21 protein-coding genes are annotated in these 23,957 nt (G+C 71.0%); 7 read left to right on the top strand and 14 right to left on the bottom strand.

Annotated elements, in window-relative coordinates; genetic code table 11:
• Positions 1 to 18: 18 nt before the first annotated feature.
• The 3 genes from purU to H8N03_RS07845 all read left to right on the top strand — a co-directional run bounded on the left by purU (position 19) and on the right by H8N03_RS07845 (position 3,304).
• Positions 19 to 867, top strand: a complete 849-nt coding sequence (purU, locus tag H8N03_RS07855; protein WP_187075600.1) for a formyltetrahydrofolate deformylase — start codon at positions 19 to 21, stop codon at positions 865 to 867.
• Between the two features lie 4 nt (positions 868 to 871).
• The gene (locus H8N03_RS07850; RefSeq protein WP_187075599.1) at positions 872 to 1,741 is read left to right on the top strand and encodes a LysR substrate-binding domain-containing protein; all 870 of its coding nucleotides are present in this window, start codon (positions 872 to 874) and stop codon (positions 1,739 to 1,741) included.
• 69 nt (positions 1,742 to 1,810) lie between these two features.
• Positions 1,811 to 3,304 (top strand): FAD-linked oxidase C-terminal domain-containing protein, encoded by a 1,494-nt coding sequence (locus H8N03_RS07845; RefSeq protein ID WP_187075598.1) that lies wholly within the window; start codon positions 1,811 to 1,813, stop codon positions 3,302 to 3,304.
• Here H8N03_RS07845 and H8N03_RS07840 read toward each other — a convergent pair.
• Positions 3,301 to 7,089: a two-partner secretion domain-containing protein gene (locus H8N03_RS07840; protein WP_187075597.1), complete on the bottom strand. Its 3,789-nt coding sequence runs from the start codon at positions 7,087 to 7,089 to the stop codon at positions 3,301 to 3,303. The genes H8N03_RS07845 and H8N03_RS07840 overlap by 4 nt on opposite strands.
• Before the next feature lie 254 nt (positions 7,090 to 7,343).
• Between H8N03_RS07840 and H8N03_RS07835 the strand changes: the two genes are divergently transcribed.
• Positions 7,344 to 8,282 (top strand): GlcNAc-transferase family protein, encoded by a 939-nt coding sequence (locus H8N03_RS07835; RefSeq protein WP_187075596.1) that lies wholly within the window; start codon positions 7,344 to 7,346, stop codon positions 8,280 to 8,282.
• A gap of 1 nt (position 8,283) precedes the next feature.
• On the opposite strand, the gene H8N03_RS07830 is transcribed toward H8N03_RS07835, so the two are convergent.
• Genes H8N03_RS07830 through tsaB form a run of 3 tightly spaced genes read right to left on the bottom strand, consistent with a single transcriptional unit; the run spans position 8,284 to position 10,171 of the window.
• Positions 8,284 to 9,000, bottom strand: coding sequence for a uracil-DNA glycosylase family protein (locus H8N03_RS07830; RefSeq protein WP_222622882.1), 717 nt, complete (start codon positions 8,998 to 9,000; stop codon positions 8,284 to 8,286).
• 2 nt (positions 9,001 to 9,002) lie between these two features.
• Positions 9,003 to 9,467, bottom strand: coding sequence for a ribosomal protein S18-alanine N-acetyltransferase (rimI, locus tag H8N03_RS07825; protein WP_187075594.1), 465 nt, complete (start codon positions 9,465 to 9,467; stop codon positions 9,003 to 9,005).
• Positions 9,464 to 10,171 (bottom strand): tRNA (adenosine(37)-N6)-threonylcarbamoyltransferase complex dimerization subunit type 1 TsaB, encoded by a 708-nt coding sequence (tsaB, locus tag H8N03_RS07820; RefSeq protein WP_187075593.1) that lies wholly within the window; start codon positions 10,169 to 10,171, stop codon positions 9,464 to 9,466. The genes rimI and tsaB overlap by 4 nt, the downstream gene beginning before the upstream one ends.
• Before the next feature lie 48 nt (positions 10,172 to 10,219).
• Here tsaB and dacB point away from each other — a divergent pair, with 48 nt between their 5' ends.
• Positions 10,220 to 11,605, top strand: coding sequence for a D-alanyl-D-alanine carboxypeptidase/D-alanyl-D-alanine endopeptidase (dacB, locus tag H8N03_RS07815; protein ID WP_187075592.1), 1,386 nt, complete (start codon positions 10,220 to 10,222; stop codon positions 11,603 to 11,605).
• A gap of 231 nt (positions 11,606 to 11,836) precedes the next feature.
• Here dacB and H8N03_RS07810 read toward each other — a convergent pair whose 3' ends face one another.
• Genes H8N03_RS07810 through purE form a run of 4 tightly spaced genes read right to left on the bottom strand, consistent with a single transcriptional unit; the run spans position 11,837 to position 15,492 of the window.
• Positions 11,837 to 12,787 carry an SGNH/GDSL hydrolase family protein gene (locus H8N03_RS07810; RefSeq protein ID WP_187075591.1) on the bottom strand — a complete coding sequence of 317 codons (951 nt, stop codon included), beginning with the start codon at positions 12,785 to 12,787 and terminating at the stop codon, positions 11,837 to 11,839.
• Between the two features lie 53 nt (positions 12,788 to 12,840).
• Entirely contained in the window at positions 12,841 to 13,830 is a 990-nt protein-coding gene (locus H8N03_RS07805) for an L-threonylcarbamoyladenylate synthase (protein WP_187075590.1), read from the bottom strand.
• A gap of 4 nt (positions 13,831 to 13,834) precedes the next feature.
• The gene (locus H8N03_RS07800) at positions 13,835 to 14,989 is read right to left on the bottom strand and encodes a 5-(carboxyamino)imidazole ribonucleotide synthase (protein ID WP_187075589.1); all 1,155 of its coding nucleotides are present in this window, start codon (positions 14,987 to 14,989) and stop codon (positions 13,835 to 13,837) included.
• Positions 14,986 to 15,492 carry a 5-(carboxyamino)imidazole ribonucleotide mutase gene (gene purE, locus H8N03_RS07795; protein WP_187075588.1) on the bottom strand — a complete coding sequence of 169 codons (507 nt, stop codon included), beginning with the start codon at positions 15,490 to 15,492 and terminating at the stop codon, positions 14,986 to 14,988. Before purE ends, H8N03_RS07800 begins: the two co-directional genes overlap by 4 nt.
• A 54-nt stretch (positions 15,493 to 15,546) precedes the next feature.
• Here purE and trxA point away from each other — a divergent pair, with 54 nt between their 5' ends.
• Complete coding sequence (trxA, locus tag H8N03_RS07790) at positions 15,547 to 16,437, top strand: thioredoxin (RefSeq protein ID WP_187075587.1); 891 nt, start codon at positions 15,547 to 15,549, stop codon at positions 16,435 to 16,437.
• Between the two features lie 189 nt (positions 16,438 to 16,626).
• Here the strand turns inward: trxA and H8N03_RS07785 are convergent, their stop codons facing one another.
• From H8N03_RS07785 to pyk, 4 genes are all read right to left on the bottom strand, one after another.
• A complete protein-coding gene (locus H8N03_RS07785) occupies positions 16,627 to 17,049 on the bottom strand; it encodes a hypothetical protein (RefSeq protein WP_187075586.1) in 423 nt (140 codons plus the stop codon).
• A gap of 53 nt (positions 17,050 to 17,102) precedes the next feature.
• Positions 17,103 to 18,005: a phosphoribosylaminoimidazolesuccinocarboxamide synthase gene (locus tag H8N03_RS07780; protein ID WP_187075585.1), complete on the bottom strand. Its 903-nt coding sequence runs from the start codon at positions 18,003 to 18,005 to the stop codon at positions 17,103 to 17,105.
• A gap of 69 nt (positions 18,006 to 18,074) precedes the next feature.
• Complete coding sequence (fba, locus tag H8N03_RS07775) at positions 18,075 to 19,139, bottom strand: class II fructose-bisphosphate aldolase (RefSeq protein ID WP_187075584.1); 1,065 nt, start codon at positions 19,137 to 19,139, stop codon at positions 18,075 to 18,077.
• A 259-nt stretch (positions 19,140 to 19,398) separates the two neighbouring features.
• Positions 19,399 to 20,832: a pyruvate kinase gene (gene pyk / locus H8N03_RS07770; protein WP_187075583.1), complete on the bottom strand. Its 1,434-nt coding sequence runs from the start codon at positions 20,830 to 20,832 to the stop codon at positions 19,399 to 19,401.
• Between the two features lie 126 nt (positions 20,833 to 20,958).
• On the opposite strand from pyk, the gene H8N03_RS07765 reads away from it, so the two are divergent.
• Entirely contained in the window at positions 20,959 to 22,035 is a 1,077-nt protein-coding gene (locus H8N03_RS07765) for a fatty acid desaturase (protein ID WP_187075582.1), read from the top strand.
• On the opposite strand, the gene H8N03_RS07760 is transcribed toward H8N03_RS07765, so the two are convergent.
• Together H8N03_RS07760 and H8N03_RS07755 are read right to left on the bottom strand one after the other, a co-directional pair.
• Positions 22,028 to 22,657, bottom strand: a complete 630-nt coding sequence (locus H8N03_RS07760) for a hypothetical protein (RefSeq protein WP_187075581.1) — start codon at positions 22,655 to 22,657, stop codon at positions 22,028 to 22,030. The two genes, H8N03_RS07765 and H8N03_RS07760, sit on opposite strands and share 8 nt — an antisense overlap.
• 99 nt (positions 22,658 to 22,756) lie before the next feature.
• Positions 22,757 to 23,950 (bottom strand): phosphoglycerate kinase, encoded by a 1,194-nt coding sequence (locus H8N03_RS07755; protein ID WP_187075580.1) that lies wholly within the window; start codon positions 23,948 to 23,950, stop codon positions 22,757 to 22,759.
• Positions 23,951 to 23,957 lie beyond the last annotated feature (7 nt).

The following is a 23,957-nucleotide window of genomic DNA, read 5'->3' as shown; positions in this document are numbered from 1 at the left end:
CTGCGACAATCGCAACATATGTCCGAAGCCTACATCCTCACCCTTTCGTGCCCGGACCGGCCCGGGATCGTCCACGCCGTCTCCGGCTTCCTCCTGGAGCGCGGAGGCAACATCGAGGAGGCCGCGCAGTACAACGACCACGACACCGGCCTGTTCTTCATGCGGGTGCGCTTCGCCTGCGGGCAGCTCACGGCCGACGACCTGCGGCTGCAGCTGAAGATGTTCGCCGAGGGTTTCCAGATGGACTGGAAGCTGCACGCGTCGGCGCAGCCGATGAAGACGGTGATCTTCGTCAGCAAGGAAGGCCACTGCCTCAACGACCTGCTGTTCCGCTGGAAGAGCGGCCTGCTGCCGCTGGACATCCGCGCGATCGTCTCCAACCACCGCGAGTTCTACCAGCTCGCCGCGAGCTACAACGTCCCCTTCCACCACATCCCCGTGACCGCCGCGACCAAGCCCCAGGCCGAGGCGCGCCAGTACGAGGTGATCGAGGCGGAAGGCGCCGAGCTGGTGGTGCTGGCCCGCTACATGCAGGTCCTCTCCGACGACCTGTGCCGCAAGCTCTCGGGCCGCGCGATCAACATCCACCACAGCTTCCTTCCCAGCTTCAAGGGCGCCAAGCCCTACTACCAGGCGCACGACCGCGGGGTGAAGCTGATCGGCGCGACCGCGCACTACGTGACGGCGGACCTCGACGAAGGCCCGATCATCGAGCAGGACGTCGCGCGCGTGGACCACAGCTACACGGTGGAAGCGCTCACCGCGACCGGCCGCGACACGGAAAGCATGGTGCTGGCCCGCGCGGTGAAGTGGCACAGCGAGCACCGCGTGCTGCTGAACGGGCACAAGACGGTGATCTTCAAGTGACCCCATGAACCCGCGCATCCCGCCGATCCAGTGCCTCGTCACCTTCGAGGCCCTGGCGCGGTTGCGCTCCGTGAGCCAGGCGGCGGACGAACTCTGCGTCACGCCGAGCGCGGTGAGCCACCGCGTGCGGCAGCTCGAACAGATCCTGGGCACCAAGCTGTTCGGGCGCGCCGATTTCTCCCTCACCACCGAAGGCAGCGAGTACCTGGCCCACGTGCGCGAAGGCCTCGCGGTGCTGGGGCGCTTCCCCGGGCGCGAAGCCGGCGGCGGCAAGCGCAAGCTGCGCGTCGCGGTCACGCCCACCTTCGCGCGCTCCCTGCTCATGCCGCGGCTGCGCGGCTTCATCGAGGCCTACCCCGAGGTGGACCTCACGCTGCAGGTCTCGATACCGCTGCTGGACGTCGTCGCCGAGGACGCGGACCTCACCATCCGCTTCGGCACGGGTCGCTATGCCGACGTCGAACACCTGTGCCTGCTGACCGACGAAGTCACGCCCCTCGCCTCGCCGGCCTTCCTGCGCGAGCACGGGCCGTTCGACAGCGCCGAGGAGCTGCTGGGCGCCAAGTTGATCAAGAGCCCGCTGGAACCCTGGCGCACCTGGTTCCTCGCGCACGGCATCGACGCGCCGGAGCCGGCGGAAGGCTCCGCCTTCAACGACATCGGCCTGATGTGCGATGCCGCGGCGCAAGGGCTCGGCGTCGCGCTGGTGCGGCTGAAGCTGGGGCAGCCCTGGCTGGAGAACGGCAGCCTGGAACGCCTGTCGGACCGCAACGTGCCCAGCCCGCACGCACACTACCTGTGCTGGCGCACGGGGACCATGGACCGCTGGGAGTGCGCCGCCTTCGCCGAGTGGCTGCGCAAGAGCCTCGCCTGAGGCCGCGTTTCATCGCCCGCGTAAAAAAACTTCAGCCACCCCGCCCGCCGCCTGCGCGATGATGGCGGCATGAACGCCCCGACCGATCCCGACGTCCTGCAGCGGGCCGAGCGCCAGGCCCAGGTGGTCGCCGCCTTGCAGAAGGTGCTGCCCCACGGCTGCCTGCTCTGGCATGCGGAGGAAACCACGCCCTACGAGTGCGACGGGCTCACGGCCTACCGCCAGCGGCCGCTGGTCGTGGCGCTGCCCGAGGACGAAGCGCAGGTGCAGGCCGTGCTGAAGGCCTGCCACGCGCTCGCCGTGCCCGTGGTCGCCCGCGGCGCGGGAACGGGGCTCTCCGGTGGCGCGATGCCGCACGCGCTCGGGGTGACGCTGTCGCTCGCCAAGTTCAACCGCATCCGCAGCGTCGATCCCGTCTCGCGGACCGCGGTCGTGGAATGCGGCGTGCGCAACCTCGCGATCAGCGAGGCGGCCGCCAGCTACGGGCTCTACTACGCGCCCGACCCTTCCAGCCAGATCGCCTGCACCATCGGCGGCAACGTCGCCGAGAACTCGGGCGGCGTGCACTGCCTGAAGTACGGGCTCACGCTGCACAACGTGCTCAAGGTGCGCGGCTTCACGGCGGACGGCGAGCCCGTGGAATTCGGCGGCGACGCGCTCGACGTGCCCGGCCTCGACCTGCTGCCGGTCGTGATCGGCAGCGAAGGCATGCTGGCCGTCGCGGTGGAAGTGACCGTGAAGCTGGTGCCCAAGCCCCAGCTCGCGCGCTGCATCATGGCCAGCTTCGACGACGTGCGGAAGGCGGGCGACGCGGTCGCGGCGGTGATCGCGGCCGGCATCATCCCCGCCGGCCTGGAGATGATGGACAAGCCGATGACGGCGGCCGTCGAGGACTTCGTGCATGCCGGCTACGACCTGGCCGCGGAGGCCATCCTGCTGTGCGAGAGCGACGGCACGCCCGAGGAGGTGGAGGAGGAAATCGGCCGCATGAGCGAGGTGCTGCGCAACGCCGGCGCCACCGCCATCGCGGTGAGCCGCGACGAGGCGGAACGGCTGCGCTTCTGGAGCGGCCGCAAGAACGCCTTCCCCGCTTCCGGCCGCATCAGCCCCGACTACATGTGCATGGATTCCACGATCCCGCGCAAGCGCCTGGCGGACATCCTGCTGGCGATCCAGGAGATGGAGAAGAAGTATGGCCTGCGCTGCGCCAACGTCTTCCACGCGGGCGACGGCAACCTGCATCCGCTGATCCTCTTCGACGCCAACGACCCCGACCAGCTCCACCGCTGCGAGCTGTTCGGGGCCGACATCCTCGAGACCAGCGTCGCCATGGGCGGCACCGTGACCGGCGAGCACGGCGTGGGCGTGGAGAAGCTCAACTCCATGTGCGTGCAGTTCAGCGCCCAGGAGATGGAGCAGATGCGCGGCGTGAAGCGCGCCTTCGACCCGCGGGAGCTGCTCAATCCCGGCAAGGTGATCCCGACGCTGAACCGCTGCGCCGAGTACGGGAAGATGCTGGTGCGCGCCGGCCGCATCGCGCACCCGGACCTTCCCCGCTTCTAGCGCGTGCAGGCGGTGTCGGTGACGACGATGTCGTCCTTGCCGATGCGCCTGGGCTCCTGGCGCTGCAACTGCTCGAACAGCGTGAGGAAGGTCGTCACCTGGTTGTTCGCCTGCTGCTGCGCCTGCTGTTCCACGGCGCCCGTCGGCGGAGGCGGCGGCGTGACCGTCCCCGCGGCGACCAGCAGGAGATCGTTGCCCGCGGCCTTCGCCGTGAACTCCGGCTTGTTGACCGCCGGCAGGCTTGTGGCGTCGAGGCCGTTGGACTTCAGCACGGCGACGCTGTCGCCCGCGGCGTAGCTCGCGCCGGACAGCAGGTTCACCTGCACGGTGCCGCCGGTGCGCGCCGCACCCGCGACCACCACCTGGTCGTGCACCGTGGTGTCCTTCAGGTCCGCGGCATAGACGGACCCCGACTGCATGGTGAGGTTGCCGTTCACGTTCAGCGTGCCCACGGTGCCGGCACCGCCGGGTGCGAGGGTGCCGAAGTTGTCCACCGTGCCCGTGCCGCCGTCGACGTTCAGCGTGCCGCTGCCGGCGATGGTGCCGGACGCCTGGTTGGTGAACACCGCACCGCTGCCCAGTGCGGCGGCGGCGACGCCCAGCGGCGGCAACGGCGGCGGCGAAGGCGTGGGCACCGGCGGAGGTGCGCCGGCGCTGCTGCCCAGGTTGAGCGTGCCGTTGACGACCAGCATGCCGCTGTTGTCGGTGAACTGCGCCGCATCGAGCGTGCTGCCGGCATTGATTTCCACGAGCCCGCTGTTGCGCGTGAGCGTGGCGCCCACGCGGCTGCCGAACGCGCGGAAGCGGCCGCCGTTCTCGACGGCCGCCATGCCCAGGAAGCTCGTGCCGTACAGGTTCACGTCGCTGGCGTTGCGGAAGATGCCGCTGCCGGCCACGATCGCCGCGTCGCGCAGGTTCACCACGGAGTTGTTGATCCAGTGGCCGTCCAGCAGGAAGCTGTTCACGACTTCGACCGCCGTGCCGCTCGCGGTGAACGTGCCCAGGGCGCCGTCCGCGGCCCGGGTCACGCCATCCGCCCCGACACCGCCCCCGCCACCGCCGGCGGAGAGCAGCGCATCGCGCAGGGTCACGGTGCCCTTCGATTGCACGGTCAGCGTGCCGCCGGCACCGCCCTTGCCCGCGAGGCCGGTGCCGCCGCTGTACACGTCGCCGCCCTCCCCGCCGCCGGCGGCGAGGATCATCGAACTGTCGATCACGAGGGGCGCGCCCGTCTCCACGCGGATGGTGCCGCCCGCACCGCCGTCGGTGCCGCCGGTGGGCGAGCCATTCCCCTGGCCGCCGCTGGCGGAGACCCACGCGACGCCGCCGGTGGTCGGCGGGCTGGCGCAGTCGCAGCTGATCACGGGCAGCGCGCGCACGGTGCCGCCGGCCTTCAGCGTGATGCTGCCGCCCTGGCCGCCGGCACCGCGTTCGCCATAGCCGCCGTCGGCGTTGATGGCGTCGCCGCCGGCGCGCGGCGTCATGACGATGTCGCCCTTGACGTCCACGAGCACCGTGCCGCCCTTGCCGGACGCGACGGGGTCGTACGAGCGGCCGCCGACGGCCTGGATCTCGTCGAAGGTGAAGCTGCCGTCGGCGGTCACGCTGACGGTGCCGGCCGCGGAACCGGTCAGGCCCAGGGCGCCGGAGACCTTCATGTAATCGATGGCCACGTCGCCCTTGGCCACCACCTCGATGTTGCCCGCCGCGCCGGCCGCGCCGGACGGCAGCGATCCGCCGGCGGAGTCGCCGCCGTAGGCCGTGATGTCGCTCACCGTCACGCCGCCGCCGTTCGCCTTGAGGGTGACCTTGCCGCCCCTGCCGCCCTTGCCGGGCGGGACGGGCGGCATCGTGAAGACCGGCCGCTCGTAGGCGTTGCCGCCCTGCGCGGCGATCGTACCGACGGCGATGCTGCCGCCCGCGGTGACGGTCACGTCGCCGCCGTCGCCACCGTCGCCGCCGGCGAGGTAGTCGCCGTAGGCGTAGATGGCATTGCCCGAGACGTTGCCGCCCGCGTTCAGGACGACGGGGCCGGCGCTGCGGCCGCTGCCGCTGCCGGTGCTGACGTAGCCGGCGCGCAGCGACCCGAACTGGATGTCGCCGGTGGCGCTGAACGTGATGCCGTTGCCCACCTGCACGGTGGCCGACGGGTTCAGCACGATGCTGCCGTTCTTCGCCGTCATCACCAGCGACGCGCCGGCGTTGTCGCCGGAGATCCAGCCGCCCAGCATGGCGATGCCCTTGTCGGCGAGGAACTCCAGCCGGTTCGGCGTCGTCCAGTTGATGTCGACGTCGGCGTTGATGGTGATCTGGCCGCCGGTGCCCGTGTCGGGGCTGATCGGCGAGGCGTAGCGCGAGGAGTCGTGCGACGTCGTGATCGTCAGGTTGCTCGTGCGCAGCTGGCTGTTGATGATGCCGTCGGCCATGTAGCTGGGGCCGCCGGTGTACGTGAAGTCGGTGCCGCCCGAGTTGTTGGCCAGGGCGATCGCGTCGTGGGTGTACGCCGTGTCGCCGGTGTGGAAGATCACGATGTCCTGCGGGTCCAGCAGCAGGTCCCCGACGCGGCCGCGCGGTGCGGACAGGTCGGTGAAGCCCGTGTAGGCCAGGTGGCCCTTGCTCGACACCTCGACGAAGCCGCCGTTGCCGGCGAGGTTGCCGCCGCGCGCGGAGATCGCGCCCCGCATGCGCGTGACCTCGTCCGACCACACGATCACGCGCCCCCCGTTGCCGGCCAGCGAGGCGTCCGCCCGGATCTTCGCGGATGCGTCCACGAAGACCGCCTTCGCATTGGGCACGGCCGCATTCCTGCCCTGGTAGTCGCCGCCGATGCGGATCGAGCCGCCGCCGAAGAGGCCGCTCGCGTCGACCGTGCTGCCCGCGAGCAGGCCCACGCGCTCGCCCAGCACGTCGATGCTGCCGCCGCGCTTGCCGCTGGCGCGCACCGTCCCGTCCACCAGCGCGTCGGCGGTCGCCTTCAGCACCACCTTGCCGCCTTCGGCCGTCGCCGCCTGCGCCTGCACCAGGCCGCTGTGCTTCAGGGTGCCGGCGAAGATCGCCACGGCGTCGCCCCGCAGCGTGCCGAGGTTCACCGCCTCGTTGCCGGCGTTCACCTCGAGCCGGATGCCTTCGAGGCCACGGCCGGTGACTTCCACTTTCTCGCCGGCGGCCAGGATGGTCGCGCCGCTCGCCTGCACGACGGCGTTGCGCTCCACCTGCACGCGCGAGCCGACCAGCACGACGTCGCCGCCGCGCGCCAGCACCTGCGCACCCTCGCCGACGCGCAGCTCGCCCGCGCCGCCCTGGAACAGCAGGCGGCCCGCGATCGCGTCGGCCTCGCTCAGGCCCATCGCCGACGCGGTGAAGCCCGCGGTGTCGACCATCGCGTTGGCGCCGATCGCGATGCCGGAGGGGTTCACCAGCACCAGCTTGCCGTTGGACCCGAGGCTGCCGAAGATGTCCGAGCGCACGCCGCCCGTCACGCGGTTGATCGAGGTGCTCGCCGCATCCGGCTGCTGGAACCACGTGCGGCTGCCCGCGGGCACGTGGAAGGACTGCCAGTTGAGGACCGAGCGGTGCCCCGCGCCGTTGGTGGTGGTGACCAGCAGGTTCGCCCCGTCGCGCTGGTATGCCGCCGTCCCGTGGACGGCCCCGGCCGGGACCGACTGCGCGTGCGCGCCGGCGTGCAACGCGAAGGCTGCCGCCACCGCGAGCGCGGACTGGCGGAAACCGGCGACAGCCGGCGTGGAGGCGACGCGGCGCGCCGGCCTGGACGGGACCCTGGACATGTTTCTCTGCTCCTGCGGCGTCGCCGAACGCGCGGGGGGCGCTGGGCGCTGCACGGGTTGATCGCGGCACCGCCCGGCCCGTGGCTGCGGACGGCCTTCTTCTTGGTGCGCGGGAAGGTAGCACAGCGTTACAAGGCTCCGCAATGCGCCGCACGGGGTAACGGGCACGCCCGCCGGCGCTTGCTGCGGCATACGTCACGCTCGCGGCACGCAAGCGCCCTGCGGCGCGCGCTTGCTACCATGCCGCGCACGCCATGCGCATCTTCGTCAGCATCGCTTCCTACTGCGATCCCGTGCTGTCCTTCACGCTGGAACGCGCCGTCGCCGCCGCGGCCGACGACTCGCGCCTGCACTTCGGGGTCGTCGACCAGTCGCCGGCAGGCAGCCCTCGCGTGGCCGCGCCGGGGCGCGCGCGCCTGAGCCTGGTGCAGGTGGATGCGCGCGACGCGCGCGGCCCGTGCTGGGCGCGCGCGCTCGCGATGTCGCTGCACGACGGCGAAGACTGGTTCCTGCAGCTCGACTCGCACATGGACTTCGACCCGGGCTGGGACGACACGCTGGTGGCGCAGGCGCTCGCGCTCGGCGGCCCGCGCCGCCCCGTCGCCATCTCCTCGTACCCCGATGCGTTCACCTTCGTCGATGGCGCCGCCGTGCGCCGCCCCACCACCACGGGCGTGCTCGCGCAGGTGCTGAAGCCGGACGCGGCCTTCGCGCCGGACCACCCGGTGCTGGGCTTCCAGGCGCAGCCGGTGGAGAGCAGCGAGCCGCTGCCCGCTTTCCACGTGGGCGCGGGCTGCCTCTTCGCGCCGGGTCGCATCGTGCGCGAGGTGCCGTACGACCCCTGGCTCTACTTCCATGGCGAGGAACAGGCGATGGCGCTGCGTCTGTACACGCACGGCTGGGACCTGTTCCACATGCCGGGCCTGCCCGTGCACCACCTGTACAACGATGCGAACTCCGGAGGCCCCCCGCGCCCGCTGCACTGGGACGCGCAGCAGGAGGCGGAGCGCGCGCTGCCCTGGTGGCAGCTGGAGCAGCGTTCGCGCGAGCGGCTCGCGGCGCTGGTGGACGGCGCGGACCTGGGGATCTACGGGCTGGGACGGGTGCGCAGCGTCGCGGACTTCGCCGCGTTCAGCGGGATCGACTACGCGGCGCGGACCCTGGCCGCGGCAGCGTTCGCGCCCCGCGCGTGACCTACGTGGCGCCGCGCAGGACCGACAGCGCCAGCACCAGGTCCGCCCAGGCCTTCGCCTTGTCGGGCAGGTTGCGCAGCAGGTAGGCGGGCGGATAGGTCACCACCACCGGCACGTCGTCGCAGCGGTGCACGCGACCGCGCAGCTTGCCGACGGGTTCCGTCGTCTGCAGCAGCACCTGCGGCGACGCGCGGCCCATGGCGAGGATGATCTTCGGCCGCAGCAGCGCCACCGGCCGGCGCAGCACCGCGTCCTGCCCTGCATCGGAGGCGCGCATCGCCGGGACCCGGGCGATGCACACCTTCTCGCCGGCGGGCAGCGCCAGGGCGGCCAGCATGCCGTCCAGGAGCCGGGCAGCCTGCATGGCGGGCTCGCCCTCGCTTTCGGAAGCGTCGCACAGGACGAGCCATCCGCCCTGCAGGTCCGCGGCCGACGCGGGATCCACCGGACCGCGGACCGCGCGCGCAGCCGGGTCCCATGCGAGGAGGTCGATGCCGGGCAGCGCCGTCCCGGCAGGCACGGCAGGCGCGGCGGGCCGAACCACGGGTGCGGCCTCGGGCACGCGGACATCCGGGCGCGGCCGGGCGACAGGCACTTCCACGGCGGGCTGCGCGCGAGCGAGCACTGGCTCTTCGACTTCGACGGGGGCCGACTCCGGCCAGAACAGCCGGATCCCCATTTCCTCCAGCATGGCGCGCTGGCGCGGATCGAGCTCCATGCTCACAGGCGGTAGCTCATGACGATCGCATCCTCGCGCCCGTGCTCCGCGGGGTAGTAGTTCCGGCGCTCGCCCACGCGGCGGTAGCCGTAGCGCTGGTAGACCTGCTGCGCGCGCAGGTTGCTCGTGCGCACCTCCAGCCACAGCCACTGGGCGTGCTGCTGGCGCGCCCAGAGCGCGAGGGCGTCGAGCAGCACGCGGCCCCAGCCGAGGCCCTGGTGCGCGGGATCCACGGTGATGTTCAGCAGGTGCACCTCGTCGACGCCCTGCATGGCGACGAAGTAGCCGATGATGGTCTCGCCGCCCACCAGCAGCTGGGCCTGGTAGCCGGAGCGCAGCGAATCGGCGAAGTTGCCGCGCGTCCACGGGTGGGCGTAGGCGCGGCGCTCGATGGCCACCACCTCGTCCAGGCGCGGCTCGGTCATGGGCTCGAAGCCCGCTTCCATGCTCTTGAAGACTGCGCTCATGTCGACGGCCGCTTCAGCGACTCCTTGCGCGCGCGATCGGCCGCGCGTTCCTCGGTAGTTTGCGCTACTTTGTCGCGGATGTAGAGCGGGAGGGCTTCCGCGGCGGGGTGCCGGCCCTGCGCGAGCGCGGCGGGGGCCAGGCGCAGCAGCGCCCGGGCGGTGGGCAGCGCCGTGATGCGGCCGGCGGCCGAAGGCAGGCGCTGCGCGTGCAACTCCAGCGCGTTGCCGGCCAGCACCCAGCCGGCGGGCGCCTGCACGTCTTCGGGGCGCGCCAGCGCAGGCGCCTGCCGGGTGTGCCAGAGACCGTCCACGCGCTCGTAGGCCGCGACGTAGACCTCGTCCATGCGCGCGTCCAGGACGGCGACGATGCGGTCGCCGCCCCCCTGGCCACGGGCTTCCTCGGCCACGGCCAGCAGCGTGTCGATGGGCAGGACGGGGATGCCCGCGCCGAAGCCCAGGCCCTGGGCCACGGCCGCCGCGGTGCGCAGCCCGGTGAACGAGCCCGGCCCGCGCCCGAAGGCGATCGCCGCGAGCTCGCCCAGCGCCAGGCCGGCGCGCGCCAGCAGGTCCTGCACCGCGGGGATCAGCGCGGCGGAAGCCTGCGGCCCGCCGGCCGCCGTGTGCTCCAGCACCGGCGCGCCCTCGCCCGCGGTGACGGCGATGGACAGGATCTCGGTGCTGGTGTCGAAGGCGAGCAGTTTCATGCGGGGGGCGGAACCCGCCATTATCGACGTCCCACCATAATGGCGCGCATGCCGCGCTGGTCCCGCCTCGCCTGTTGCCTGCTGGCCTGGTCCGCCGCCGCCTGGGGCCAGGCCCTGCCGCCGGAAGTCGGCGCCGCGCTGGACGCGCAGGGGCTGCCCCGCGATGCGGTGGTGATGTTCGTCGCCCCGGCCGAAGGCGGCCCGGCGCGGGTCGAGCACCGGCCCGACGTCGCCATCAATCCCGCTTCCGTCGCCAAGCTCGCCACCACCTACGCGGCGCTGGACCTGCTGGGCCCGAACTTCACGTGGACGACGCCCGTCTATTTCGACGGGCCGGTGCGCATGGGCACGCTGGAGGGCAACCTCGTCCTCAAGGGCCAGGGCGACCCCAAGCTCGTGATCGAACGGCTGTGGCTGCTGCTGCGGCGCGTGCGCGCGCTCGGCGTGCACACGATCCAGGGCGACATCGTCCTGGACCGCAGCGCCTTCCAGCTGCCGCCGCACGACCCCGCCGCCTTCGACGGCCAGCCCCTGCGGCCCTACAACGCCAGCCCCGACGCGCTGCTGGTGAACTTCAAGACCGTCACCCTCACCTTCACGCCCGACGGCAACCAGGCGCGCGTGCACGCGGACCCCGAACTGGCCGGCGTGCGCTGGCCGGCCACCGTGCCCGGCGCGCTCACGGATTGCGGCGACTGGATCACCTCGCTGGCCGCGGACTTCCGCGACCCGGCGCGCGTGCGCTTCGCGGGCCGCTACCCCCTCGCCTGCGGCGAGCAGTCGTGGCAGCTGGCCTGGCCCGACCCCGGCACGTACCCGGCGCGTGCGATCGCGGCGCTCTGGCAAGGGGTGGGCGGGCACCTGCGCGGCCAGGTGCGCGAGGGCCTCGCGCCCGCCGGGCTGAAGCCTGCCTTCGAATTCGCGTCGCCGCCGCTCGCGGAGGTCATCCGCGACATCAACAAGTTCAGCAACAACGTGATGGCGCAGCAGGTCTTCCTGACGCTCAGCCTGCAACAACGGGGCACCGGCACCTTCGAGGGCTCGCGCGAGGTGCTGCGCACCTGGTGGCGCGAGCGTTTCGGGGGCGAGCCGCCGGTGACCGAGAACGGCTCGGGCCTGTCGCGCAACGAGAGCATCACGGCGCGGCAGCTCGCGCAGCTGCTGCAGGGCGCCTGGGCCTCGCCCCTGATGCCCGACCTGGCCGCCTCGCTGCCCTTGCTGGGCGTGGACGGCACGCTGCGCCGCCAGCGCCAGAACGTCGGCCTCGCGCACCTGAAGTCGGGCAGCCTCAACGAGGTGTCGGGCGTGGCCGGCTACGTGCACGGCCCGCAGGGGCGCCGCTACGTGCTGGTGGCGATCGCCAACCACCGCCGCGCGTCGGCGGTGCGGCCCGCCGTGCAGGCGCTCGTCGAGTGGGCTGCGCACCAGCCCTGACACCGCAGGCCGGCTTCGCGCAGCGAGAGGTTCTTCACTGCATTCCGGGAAGATCAAGGAGTTCAGAACGCAGAGGTCGCAGAGAAAGCCCTCCGAGGCCCTGGCTGTTCTCTGCGACCTCTGCGTGACCTTTGCGACCTCTGCGTTCTCCTGCTCGAGCCCCCCGGAGGCCCATGAAAAGCCCAAAAAAAAGCGCGGGAGCCCCGCGCTTTTTCCTCATGCCTTCCCGGCTTACCAGCGATCCCGGATCCGGCCCTTGGCGTAGTCACCGAACAGCTGGTGCGCGCGCGGCGTGGGATACACGCGGTCGGCGAACACGTACTGCGCCGGGTTGGCATTGGCCACCAGCGTCGACGTCGTGCACAGGCTCGAGTTCACCTGCCCGTTGCCGGTCCCGATGCCGGGGCCCGCGTCCACCGACGTGCACACCGGCTCCGTGCGGTTGCTGAAGTCGCTGCCGCCGTCGGCCGTCTGGTTGTTGAAGTACAGCGCGGCGTCCACGTACAGCACCGTCCTGCCGTAGTCCACGAGCGCGACCAGCAGGGCGCCGTTGAAGCGCGTGCTGGCGGCCTCCATCAGTCCGGTCGAAGCCGTCTGGCGCGCCCAGGGCGAGCGGCCCAGGTTGAACGGGCCCGCGACCACGACGTGCGTCGCACCGGCGCTGACGAGGCGCTTGACCTGCTCGGCCAGATCGCGCCCGGCCTGCTCCAGGTTGGCCTGCATCTCCGCCTGCGTCTGGCTGCCTTCCAGCACCAGGCGGGCCTGGGTGATCACGTCGGACGTGCCGGCCGACACCATGACGAGGTCGTTGCCGCCCAGCTTGTTGCCGGCCAGGAAGGCGTCGATCTGCTCCTTCACCGTGCGCGTGCCGCTGTTGCCGGCGGCATCGGGCTTGGCCGTGACGCGAGCGTTGCCGGTGGCATAGGACAGGCCGCCCGCGGCGCTCGGGGCGAGGTCGCGGCCGTACTGGCTGGCGACGAACTGGGTCCAGTTGTTGACGGTGCCGTCGTTGACCGTGTAGCGGCTGCCCGCCTGGCCGAGGTCGCCCATCGCGTCGCCGAACGCCACCACGCGGTCCGGGGAGAACTGGGAATCGACCGTGCCGCCGCCGCAGGCGGCCAGCAGCAGGGCCGAGGCGCTCGCGGCCACGAGCCACGCGCGCCGCATCCAGTGAAGTGCCATGAAATTCGCTCCAGCAAAACCGGCGAGTTTAACGATTGCCGGTCAACCGCCGGTTAACCGGCCGAAGCGCGCCTCAGCCGGTCGCGCACGCCGTCCCACTCGGGGCTCTCCGGCAGCGCCTCGATCCAGATCAGCCTGGCGCCCGCGGCATCGAACTCGCGCAGCACCGCGAAGAGCTGCCGCGCCGTCTCGATCGCGTCGTCGGGCATGCGCCGGTAGTGCGGCGTGCGGGTGCGCAGCGCCGTGCGGGCATAGACCGCGATGGACGCGGCATCGGGCCCCAGCACGTCGAGCGCGGCCTGCAGCTGCTTCGCATCCATCAGGCGCACCTTCGCCTGCGGCGCGTAGTGCGATTCCAGCGTGCCGGAAGCGCGCGGCGCGGCTTCGGGACGTTCCTCGGGCAGCCACAGGCGTTCGCCGCACGCCGCTTCGATCTCGGCGCGCGTGAGCGTGCCGGGACGCAGCAGCACCGGCACGGCGCGCGTGCAATCCACGATGGCGGACTCGATGCCCACGCGGGTCGCGCCGCCATCGAGCACCAGCAGCCGGTCGTCGAACTCGGTGGCCACGTGCTGCGCGGTCGTGGGACTCACGCGCCCGAAGCGGTTGGCGCTGGGCCCGGCGAGGCCCAGCACCGGCGGGCTGGCCTGGGCGCAAGCGACCAGCAGCGCGTGCGAGACCGGGTGGGCCGGACAACGCAGGCCGATGGAGTCCTGCCCGCCCGCCGCGGCACTTGCCATCCCGGGGCGGCGCGGCAGGATCAGCGTGAGCGGCCCGGGCCAGAACGCCTGCATGAGGCGGCGCGCGACGTCGGGCACGTTCGCCGCGAAACGCGGCACGGCGTCAGCGTCCGGCACGTGGACGATGAGGGGATGGTCGCTGGGCCGGCCCTTGGCCGCGAAGATGCCCGCGACCGCTTGCTCGTTGCCGGCGTCCGCGCCCAGGCCGTACACCGTCTCGGTGGGGAAGGCGACCAGGCCGCCGCCGGCCAGCACGCGGGCTGCCTGCGCGATGGAGTCCGGGTCGCGGCCGTCGAGGATCATGGCTTCAGAAGGGCGCGATGCCGAGGCGGCTCGCGGCGTCGAGCGCCGTCGCGCGCACGCCGGCGACGTCGCCGCCAGTGATCGTGAGGTGGCCCATCTTGCGGCCCGGCCGCGCGCTCGCCTTGCCGTACAGGTGCAGGTGCGTGCCGTGCAGGGCGAGCACCGCGGCCCAGTCGGGCGTGCGCTCCTGGCCGTCGCGGAACCACAGGTCGCCGAGCAGGTTGAGCATGATCGCGGGGCTGTGCTGGCGCGGCTGCACCAGCGGCAGGCCGGCGAGCGTACGCACCTGCAGCTCGAACTGCGACACGTCCGCCCCCTCGATGCTCCAGTGCCCGCTGTTGTGGGGCCGCGGCGCCACCTCGTTCACCACGAGCGAGCCGTCCTGCAGGCCGAAGAACTCGACGCACAGCACGCCGACGTAGTCCAGGCCCTTCGCAATGGCTTTCGTCGCGTCGACCGCGCGCTGCGCGAGGTCCGGCGCGACGCAGCCGTCGTGGACTTCCGTCACCGCGAGGATCCCCGCGCGGTGCAGGTTGCGCTGCACGGGCAGGTGCACCATCGCGCCATCGCGCCCGCGCGCGACCACGACGGAGCATTCGAAGGCCAGCGGCAGCAGCTTCTCCAGCACGCAGGGCGCGCGCTGGAGGTCGTCCCACGCGGTGCGCAATTCTGCGCGCGTGGTGACGCGCACCTGGCCCTTGCCGTCATAGCCGAGGCGCGTCGTCTTGAGGATGCCGGGCAGGAGGTCGTCGCCGACGGCGGCCAGGTCCTCGTCGCCGTCGATCACCGCGTGGGGCGCGACCGGCACGCCGCAGCGCATGAAATGCGCCTTCTCCTCGGCACGGTCCTGCGCGATGGCGACGGCGGCCGCGCCGGGCGCGACGGGCCGCTTCTCCGCGAGGCGCGCGAGCGCATCGGCCGGCACGTTCTCGAATTCCGTCGTGACGGCGTCGCTGAAGCCGGAGAGGCGCGCGAGGCCGATCTCGTCGAGGTAGTCGGCCTGCACGTGGTGGTGGCTGACGCGGCCCGCAGGGCTGTCCGCGTCGGGATCGAGCACCGCCGTGAAGTAACCCATGCGCTGCGCGGCATGCACAAACATGCGGCCCAGCTGGCCGCCTCCCATCACGCCGAGGGTGGAACCGGGAAGAAGCACGGTCATGCGGGATCCCGCGGGGGCAGCGTCATCGCACGCGCCGCTTCGGTCTGCTTCGTGCGGAACGCCTCCAGCTTCGCCTTCAGCGCCGGGTCGTTGACCGCGAGCATGGCGACCGCGAACAGCGCCGCGTTCGCCGCGCCCGCCGCGCCGATGGCGAACGTGGCGACGGGGATGCCCTTGGGCATCTGCACGATGCTGTGCAGGGAATCGACCCCTTGCAGGTGGCGGCTCGCCACGGGCACGCCCAGCACGGGCACCGTCGTCTTCGCGGCCAGCATGCCGGGCAGGTGCGCCGCCCCGCCCGCGCCGGCGATGATCGCCTGCAGGCCGCGGGCGGCGGCCTGCTCCGCGTACGCGAACATGTCGTCCGGCATGCGGTGCGCCGAAACGACCTTGGCTTCGTGGGCGATCCCGAATTCCTGGAGAATCTGCACCGCGTGCTGCAGGGTGTCCCAGTCGCTGCTGGACCCCATGACGACCCCGACGGCCACGGCACTCTTGTTCATAGAATTCCCGATGAGAAGCCCCAAATTTTACTTTGACGAGCAGAGGGAGCCGGAATGATCGACGTCACCATCGAGAACTTCGAGCAGGAGGTGGTTGCCGCCTCGCTGAGCCAGCCGGTGCTGGTGGATTTCTGGGCCCCGTGGTGCGGCCCGTGCAAGGCGCTGGGCCCGGTGCTGGAGAAGCTGGAGGTGGCCTACGGTGGCGCCTTCCGGCTGGTGAAGATCAACTCGGACGAGGAGCAGCAGCTCGCGGGCGCCTTCGGCATCCGCAGCATCCCCACCGTCATCCTCATGAAGAACGGCCAGCCCGTGGACGGCTTCATGGGCGCGCTGCCCGAGGGCAAGGTGCGCGAGTTCCTCGACAAGCACGTGCAGCCGCTCGCGGCCGGGGAAGAGGAAGAGGAGCCGCTGCTCGAGGAACCCGGCGACGCCGACCCCGAAGCGCTGCTGGAGCGCCTGCAGCATGCGGTGGCCACCGACCCGGCGAACGACGACGCGCGCTTCGACTACGTGAAGGCGCTGCTGGCCGCGGGCCGGGAGGCGGATGCGCGCCGTGCGTTCGAGCCGGTAGCGAACAAGGTGGGCGTGTCGCGCAAGCTCGACGCGCTCGCGCGCTGGATGGACGCGATCGCTTTCGCCAGGGCGCACCCCAACCCCGCCGACGAGGACGCGAAGATCGCCGCCAACCGGCGCGACTTCCAGGCCCGGTTCGACCGCTCGCGCCTGCTGGTCGCCCAGCAGCGCTGGACGGCCGCGATGGACGAGCTGCTGGAGATCCTGATGCGCGACAAGTCCTGGAACGAGGACCTGGCCCGCAAGACCTACATCGCGATCCTGGAGATCATCGAGCCGCCGAAGCCGAAGGTGGCGGAAGGGCAGATCCCGCCGGACGATCCGGTGGTGGCGGCGTATCGGCGGCGGTTGTCGAGCGTGGTGTTGTCGTAAGCGCTCTTCGGTGGGGTGTCCGAGGCTCGGCTTCGCCTTCACTTCGGGCTACGTGCCGCCTCCGCGGCACTCGAACGCTCGCGCTCACCTGCCGGCGCTCTCGCGCCGCCACCCTACAGGGTTCCATGTAGGGTGGCGCGGCGAAGCCGCGGACGGTGAGCGCCAGCGAACCCCACCGCCGCGAAGCGGTCAGCGCGTCATCATCACGACGCGTTCCGCCGGCACCCGAACCCGCAGTTCCACCAGCTCCCCGCCCACCTGCAGCTTCGGATAGGCCACGCTCTCCACCTCGACCGTCCCGCGCGCCAGCGCCGGCACCTCGGTCTTGCGGCCGGGCGGCTCGTTGTCGGCGTTGAAGAGCGTGTTGTTCCCGTCGCACTTCGACAGCAGCGCCGGCTCGTCGAGCGTCGCGCGGCGGACGTTGGCCAGCGCGGCCTTCGTCGGCGTCGCGACCGGACGGCCGTCGCCGTCGAACAGGTGGATGGTCCCGTGCTTCGGCGCCCACAGGCCGTCGCTCAGGCGGCCCGCGACGATGCACTGGGCATCCGGTTGCGCGAAGGCCGGCGCGGCGAACGCCGCGGCAGCCGCGAGGAGGAAGAGGCTGGCTTTCATGCGGGCCAGCATAGCGCCGCGATGGGCGCGGCGTCCAAGGGCTTTACACGCGGCTACGCAGTCAGCCGCTGCAGGGCCTCGCGGTACTTGGCGGCGGTCTTCTCGATCACGTCGCGCGGCAGGCGCGGGGCGGGCGGGGTCTTGTCCCAGGGCTGGCCATCGACCTTGACGGCCTCCAGCCAGTCGCGCACGAACTGCTTGTCGTAGCTCGGCGGGTTCTCGCCCTTCGCGAACGCTTCCTGGTAGCCCTCCACCGGCCAGTAGCGCGAGGAGTCGGGCGTCAGCACCTCGTCCATGAGCACCACGTTGCCCTGCTCGTCGAGGCCGAACTCGAACTTGGTGTCCGCGATGATCAGGCCCTTGGTCAGCGCGAAGTCCGCCGCCTCCCGGTAGATGCGGATGCTCAGGTCGCGGATCTTCGCCGCGAGGTCGGGTCCGATCATCTCCACGACCTTCTCGAAGGACACGTTCTCGTCGTGGCCGGAGGTGGCCTTCGCCGCCGGCGTGAAGATCGGCTGCGGCAGCTTGCCGGCGTTCTTCAGGCCCGCCGGCAGCTTCACCCCGCACACGCTCTGCGACTCCTGGTACTCCTTCCAGCCGCTGCCCGCGAGGTAGCCGCGCACCACGGCCTCCACCATGATCGGCTTCAGGCGCTTGACCAGCATCGAGCGGCCCTGCACCTGCGGCACCTCGGCCGGCGCCACCACGCTCTCGGGCGCCTCGCCCGTCAGGTGGTTCGGGCACACGTGCCCGAGGCGCGCGAACCAGAACAGCGCCATCTTCGTCAGGATCTCGCCCTTGCCCGGGATGGGCTCGCCCATGATCACGTCGAAGGCCGAGAGCCGGTCGCTCGCCACCATCAGGATGCGGTCGTTGCCGACGGCGTAGTTGTCGCGCACCTTGCCGCGCGCGAGCAGCGGCAGCGAGGTGATGTTGGAGGTGTGGAGGGCGGTCATGGCAGGCTGCAAATGAAAACGGCCCGCAGCGGGGGCGGGCCGTCGATTATCGCAAGGGTGGAAACGGGCTCAGTTCACGACCTGGGCGAGCTCGCCCTTCGTATACCGGGCCGCGACCACCTGCAGCGAGTCGCCCTTGATCTTGCCGGCCTGGCCTTCGCAGCCGAACTCGACGTAGCGCTGCTTGCAGATCTGCTTGGCGGCCTCGCGCGCGGGCTTCATCCACTCGCGCATGTCGAACTTCTCCGGGTTCTCGGCCATGAACTTGCGCACCGCGCCCGTCATCGCGAGGCGGATGTCGGTGTCGATGTTGATCTTGCGCACGCCGTGCTTGATGGCTTCCTGGATCTCCTCCACCGGCACGCCGTACGTTTCCTTCATGTTGCCGCCGTACTGGCGGATGATGGCCAGCAGGTCCTGCGGCACGGAGGACGAGCCGTGCATCACCAGGTGCGTGTTGGGGATGCGGCGGTGGATTTCCTTGATGCGGTCGATCGCCAGGATGTCGCCCGTGGGCTTGCGCGTGAACTTGTAGGCGCCGTGGCTGGTGCCGATGGCGATGGCCAGCGCGTCCACCTGGGTCTTCTTGATGAAGTCGGCGGCCTGCTCGGGGTCGGTCAGCAGCTGGTCCCGCGTCATCGTCGCGTCGGTGCCGTGGCCGTCTTCCTTGTCGCCGCGCATCGTCTCCAGGGAGCCGAGGCAGCCGAGCTCGCCCTCGACGGTCACGCCGGTGCGGTGCGCCATGTCGACGACCTTGCGCGTCACGTCGACGTTGTAGTCGTAGCTGGCGATGGTCTTGCCGTCGGCTTCCAGCGAGCCGTCCATCATCACGGAGGAGAAGCCCAGGTCGATGGCGCCGCGGCACACGTCGGGGCTCTGGCCGTGGTCCTGGTGCATGACCAGCGGGATCTTCGGATAGGCCTCGATCGCCGCGGAGATCAGGTGCTTGATGAAGGACTCGCCGGCGTACTTGCGGGCACCCGCGCTCGCCTGCAGGATGACGGGCGCGTTCACTTCCTTCGCGGCTTCCATCACCGCCTGGACCTGTTCGAGGTTGTTGACGTTGAAAGCCGGGATGCCGTAGCCATTGGCGGCGGCGTGGTCCAGCAGTTCGCGCATGGAAACGAGAGGCATGGCAATTCCTGGGAGGTACGACGGAGGAATGGCACGGTTGGCGTAACCGCGCCGTAACTCCTGCCGATTCTACCGGCTGAGGCTGGGGAGAGGGGCTGGAACGGGAGCGGGAACGGGAGCGGGAACGGGAACGGGAACGGACAGCCGAACGCAGAGGGCGCAGAGATGACGCGGAGGTCGCAGAGGAAAACCAGAAGGATTGCCTTCTCTGCGTCCTCTGCGAAACCTCTGCGACCTCTGCGTTCCTTCCCCGTCTTCTTCAGCTCGCTCGCACGATCTTCAGCATGTTCGTCCCGCCGGGGGCGCCCATGGGTTCGCCGCAGGTGATCGCGTAGATGTCGCCGGAGCTCACGATGCCGCGGCTCTTGAGGTGGGCTTCGGCTTCGGCCAGTGCCGTGTCGCGGTCGGCGCTCTGGTCCATGAGCAGCGGGCGCACGTTGCGGTACAGCGCCATGCGACGCTGCGTCACGAGGCGCGGGGTCAGCGCATAGATGGGGATGTGGATGCGGTGCCGGCTCATCCACAGCGCGGTGGAGCCCGAGTCGGTCAGCGCGACGATCGCCTTGCAGCCCAGGTGGTAGGCCGTGAACAGCGCGCCCATCGCGATGGACTGGTCGATGCGCGAGAAGGCCATGCCCGTGAAGTCGGCGTCGAGGCGCACGTCCTCGGCCATCTCGGCCTCGGCGCAGATCGCGGCCATCTGCTGCACGACTTCCACCGGGTACTTGCCGGTCGCGGTCTCCGCGCTGGTCATCACGGCGTCGGTGCCATCGAGCACCGCGTTCGCCACGTCGCTCACCTCGGCGCGCGTGGGCACCGGCGCGGCGATCATCGACTCCATCATCTGCGTCGCCGTGATCACGACCTTGTCGTGTTCGCGCGCGAGCCGGATCATGCGCTTCTGCAGCGCGGGCACGGCGGCGTTGCCCACTTCCACCGCAAGGTCGCCGCGCGCCACCATGATCGCGTCGCTCGCCTTGAGGATCTGTTCGAGGTTGGGGATCGCTTCGGCCCGCTCGATCTTGGCGATCAGCGCCGGCTTGTGGCGGAACTCCGCCGCGGCCACGTTGCACAGCTGGCGCGCCATCTCCATGTCGGTCGCGCTCTTGGGGAAGCTCACCGCCACGTAGTCGGCCTGGAAGCTCATGGCCGTGCGGATGTCTTCCATGTCCTTGGCCGTCAGCGCCGGCGCGGTGAGGCCGCCGCCCTGCTTGTTGATGCCCTTGTTGTTGGAGAGCACGCCGCCGAGCTTCACGCTGGTGCGGATCTGGTCGCCCTTCACGCCGTCGACCGTCAGCACGATCAGGCCGTCGTTCAGCAGCAGCGTGTCGCCCGGCTTCACGTCGCGCGGCAGCTCCTTGTAGTCGAGGCCCACGCCATGGACGTCTCCCGGCTCCGTGCGCCCCGCATCCAGCACGAACTTCGCGCCGGGATCGAGGTGCACCTTGCCTTCGGCGAACTTGCCGACGCGGATCTTCGGGCCCTGCAGGTCCGCCATGATCGCGACTTCGCGGCCGGCACCCTGCGCCACTTGCCGCACCAGGCTCGCGCGGTCGATGTGGTCCTGCGCCGTGCCGTGGCTGAAATTCAGGCGCACGACGTTCACGCCCGCGCGGATCATGCGCTCGAGGACGGCCGGCTCGCTGGACGCGGGGCCGAGGGTGGCGACGATCTTGGTGGCGCGACGGGCCATGGGCGAGGTGCTCCTTGTAACTTGGTTTCCGATTCTCACACGAAGCGGTTACGGCCCGGTTACCGCGCACTTCCTTTGACGAACATCAGCGACGGCCGTGCACCTGCCGCCTAGCATGGCCGGTCCATGACCCTGTCCTCCACTCCCATTCCCCGCGCGGCGGACCTGCCGCACCGCAAGGAGATCCGGCAGTGGCTGCTGCCGCTCGCCGCGCGCACCACGCTCCTTCCCGTCCTGCTGCTCGCGTTCGACTACGCCTTGCTGCTCGCCGCCTTCGCCGGCGCCGTGCTGCTCGATCCCCTGTGGGCCCGCCTCGCCTGCGGGCTGGCGGCGGGCTTCGTCACCGGACGGCTCTTCATCATCGGCCACGATGCCTGCCACCAGAGCCTCACGCCGCACCGGCGCCTGAACCACTGGCTGGGACGCATCGCCTTCCTGCCCTCGCTCACGCCGTACTCGCTGTGGGAAGTCGGGCACAACGTGGTGCACCACGGCTACACCAACCTGAAGGGCTTCGACTTCGTGTGGGCGCCGCACACCGCGGAGGAATACGCCGCGCTCACGCCCGTGCAGAAGGCGCTGGACCGCATCTACCGCAGCGGCTGGGCGCCGGGCCTCTATTACCTGGTGGAGATCTGGTGGAAGCGCATGTTCTTCCCCAGCCGCCGGCAGATGCCCACGCGCCGCCGCGTGTTCCTGCTGGACAACCTGCTGGTGTCCGCGTTCGCCCTCGCGTGGATCGGCTCGCTGGTCGCCGTCGCGGCTTTCACGGACCGCGATCTCGCGTCCGTGCTGCTCACGGGCTTCCTCGCGCCCTTCCTGTTCTGGACGGCGATGATCGGCTTCGTCGTGTACGTGCACCACACGCACACCGAGGTGCACTGGCATGCGGAGCGCGGCGAGTGGTCGCGCGCGCAGCCCTTCGTGTCCACCACCGTGCACCTGCGCTTCCCGCTGCGGCTCGGCGGCGCCATGCACCACATCATGGAGCACACGGCGCACCACGTGGACATGACGATCCCGCTGTACCGCCTGAAGCAGGCGCAGGCGAAGCTGGAGGAGATGCTGCCGGGGCGCATCATCGTCCAGGACTTCTCCTGGCGCTGGTACTTCGACACCGCGCGCCGCTGCAAGCTGTACGACTTCGCGCGCAGCTGCTGGACGGACTACGCGGGCCGCGCCACCAGCCCCGCGCTCACGTGAGGCCCAGCCCCGCGAAGGTGCTCAGGAAGGCATTCGAGCGGGGCGCGAGCGTGAGCGAGGTGACGCCCGGCTCGTCGCCGTCGTATTCCGTCATCACCATACAACCCGCGATCCGCACCACCGCGTCGTGCAGCAGCTCGAAGGTCTCGGGCGCGAGGCGGATGCTGCCCGCGGTGGCGTGACGGGTGAGGGTCTCGACGCGGTCCACCGCGCCGCCCACCAGCACCGGCAGCGAGGTGCCCTCCATCTGCAGCGTCGCGAGCGTGCATTCGCCGGTCGCGATGCCGACCTGCCAGCGCACCTCGCCCACGGCCTGCTGCAGCTCGATCGCCATCGCGAGCGCGTGGTGCGGGTCGTCGAAGCTGACCAGCGCCGCGTCGTGCGGGCACGGGTCGATCTCGCCGCCGTGCGAGCGGGCGAGGAACTCCAGGTCGCGCTGCGCCGCCCCGGTCCAGGCCGGGCCGGGCGCCGCGGCCGCCAGGAAGGTGCCGTGGACGGTCGTGAAGTGCATGACCTCGTCCACTGGCTTCAGGAACACCTTCCGCCAGGCGCTGGCGGGCAGGTGGCGCAACATGCGCTGCGACAGCGCATCGAGCAAAAAGCTCGGATCCTCGTACTGCATGGGGCTCCCACTCCTTGTTGAGCCCGCAGTCTCCCAAGTGCTACCGAAGCCTACAAGGCGTAAACATCTGTAAGCAGGTCAGCCAATTCCCTAAGGGGGTCACGCGGCCGCGCGCTTTTCCAGGATCTCGAAGGCCGGCAGCTTCCTGCCTTCCAGCACTTCCAGGAAGGCGCCGCCGCCCGTGGAGATGTAACCCACGTCCTGCTCGATGCCGTACTTGGCGATCGCCGCCAGCGTGTCGCCGCCGCCTGCGATGCTGAACGCCTGCGAAGAGGCGATGGCGCGTGCGATCGTTTCCGTGCCGTTCGCGAAGGCGTCGAACTCGAACACCCCGACCGGCCCGTTCCACACGATGGTGCCGGCCGCCTCGAGCTGCTTCGCCAGCCTGCGCGCGGTCTCCGGGCCGATGTCCAGGATCATGTCGTCGGCCGCGACGTCGCGCGCCGCCTTCACCGTGGCCGGCGCGTCGGCCGCGAAGGTCTTCGCCACGACGACGTCGGTGGGGATCGGCACTTCCGCGCCGCGCGCCTTCATGGCTTCCATCACCGCCTTCGCTTCGCCGACCAGGTCGGCTTCGGCCAGCGACTTCCCGATCGGCAGGCCCGCGGCCAGCATGAAGGTGTTGGCGATGCCGCCGCCCACCACGAGCTGGTCGACGTTCTTCGCGAGCGACTGCAGGATGGTGAGCTTGGTGGACACCTTGGAGCCGGCCACGATGGCGACCAGCGGGCGCTTCGGGTTCGCGAGCGCCTTGGTGATGGCGTCGATCTCCGCCGCGAGCAGCGGGCCGGCGCACGCCACCTTCGCGTACTCCGCGATCCCGTAGGTCGTCGCTTCCGCGCGGTGCGCCGTGCCGAAGGCGTCGTTGACGTAGATGTCGCACAGGGCGGCCATCTTCTGCGCGAGCTCCGGGTTGTTCTTCTTCTCGCCCTTGTTCACGCGGCAGTTCTCCAGCAGCACGACTTCGCCGGGCTGCACGTCGACGCCGTCCACCCAGTCCTGCTTCAGCGGCACCGGGCGTCCGAGCAGCTCGGAGAGGCGCCTGGCCACGGGCGCCAGGGAGTCCTCCGGCTTGAGCTCGCCCTCGGTGGGGCGGCCAAGATGCGACGTGACCATCACCGCGGCACCGCCCGCGAGCGCCATCTGGATGCAGGGCACCGAGGCGCGGATGCGGGTGTCCTCGGTGATGTTGCCGGCATCGTCCTGCGGCACGTTCAGGTCGGCACGGATGAAGACGCGGCGGCCGCGGGCACGGCCTTCGTCGCACAGGTCGGAGAAGCGCAGGACTTTCATGATCGTG

The organism is Ramlibacter cellulosilyticus (assembly GCF_014297465.1).
Lineage (GTDB): Bacteria > Pseudomonadota > Gammaproteobacteria > Burkholderiales > Burkholderiaceae_C > Ramlibacter > Ramlibacter cellulosilyticus.
The sequence above is the reverse complement of the archived record's forward strand: the minus strand, read 5'-3'. Positions and strand labels throughout refer to the sequence as shown.

Coding starts and splice junctions, on each gene's coding strand:
- purU (WP_187075600.1), top strand. CDS start 19: ATGTCCGAAGCCTACATCCTCACCCTTTCGTGCCCGGACCGGCCCGGG.
- H8N03_RS07850 (WP_187075599.1), top strand. CDS start 872: ATGAACCCGCGCATCCCGCCGATCCAGTGCCTCGTCACCTTCGAGGCC.
- H8N03_RS07845 (WP_187075598.1), top strand. CDS start 1,811: ATGAACGCCCCGACCGATCCCGACGTCCTGCAGCGGGCCGAGCGCCAG.
- H8N03_RS07840 (WP_187075597.1), bottom strand. CDS start 7,089: ATGTCCAGGGTCCCGTCCAGGCCGGCGCGCCGCGTCGCCTCCACGCCG.
- H8N03_RS07835 (WP_187075596.1), top strand. CDS start 7,344: ATGCGCATCTTCGTCAGCATCGCTTCCTACTGCGATCCCGTGCTGTCC.
- H8N03_RS07830 (WP_222622882.1), bottom strand. CDS start 9,000: ATGGAGCTCGATCCGCGCCAGCGCGCCATGCTGGAGGAAATGGGGATC.
- rimI (WP_187075594.1), bottom strand. CDS start 9,467: ATGAGCGCAGTCTTCAAGAGCATGGAAGCGGGCTTCGAGCCCATGACC.
- tsaB (WP_187075593.1), bottom strand. CDS start 10,171: ATGAAACTGCTCGCCTTCGACACCAGCACCGAGATCCTGTCCATCGCC.
- dacB (WP_187075592.1), top strand. CDS start 10,220: ATGCCGCGCTGGTCCCGCCTCGCCTGTTGCCTGCTGGCCTGGTCCGCC.
- H8N03_RS07810 (WP_187075591.1), bottom strand. CDS start 12,787: ATGGCACTTCACTGGATGCGGCGCGCGTGGCTCGTGGCCGCGAGCGCC.
- H8N03_RS07805 (WP_187075590.1), bottom strand. CDS start 13,830: ATGATCCTCGACGGCCGCGACCCGGACTCCATCGCGCAGGCAGCCCGC.
- H8N03_RS07800 (WP_187075589.1), bottom strand. CDS start 14,989: ATGACCGTGCTTCTTCCCGGTTCCACCCTCGGCGTGATGGGAGGCGGC.
- purE (WP_187075588.1), bottom strand. CDS start 15,492: ATGAACAAGAGTGCCGTGGCCGTCGGGGTCGTCATGGGGTCCAGCAGC.
- trxA (WP_187075587.1), top strand. CDS start 15,547: ATGATCGACGTCACCATCGAGAACTTCGAGCAGGAGGTGGTTGCCGCC.
- H8N03_RS07785 (WP_187075586.1), bottom strand. CDS start 17,049: ATGAAAGCCAGCCTCTTCCTCCTCGCGGCTGCCGCGGCGTTCGCCGCG.
- H8N03_RS07780 (WP_187075585.1), bottom strand. CDS start 18,005: ATGACCGCCCTCCACACCTCCAACATCACCTCGCTGCCGCTGCTCGCG.
- fba (WP_187075584.1), bottom strand. CDS start 19,139: ATGCCTCTCGTTTCCATGCGCGAACTGCTGGACCACGCCGCCGCCAAT.
- pyk (WP_187075583.1), bottom strand. CDS start 20,832: ATGGCCCGTCGCGCCACCAAGATCGTCGCCACCCTCGGCCCCGCGTCC.
- H8N03_RS07765 (WP_187075582.1), top strand. CDS start 20,959: ATGACCCTGTCCTCCACTCCCATTCCCCGCGCGGCGGACCTGCCGCAC.
- H8N03_RS07760 (WP_187075581.1), bottom strand. CDS start 22,657: ATGCAGTACGAGGATCCGAGCTTTTTGCTCGATGCGCTGTCGCAGCGC.
- H8N03_RS07755 (WP_187075580.1), bottom strand. CDS start 23,950: ATGAAAGTCCTGCGCTTCTCCGACCTGTGCGACGAAGGCCGTGCCCGC.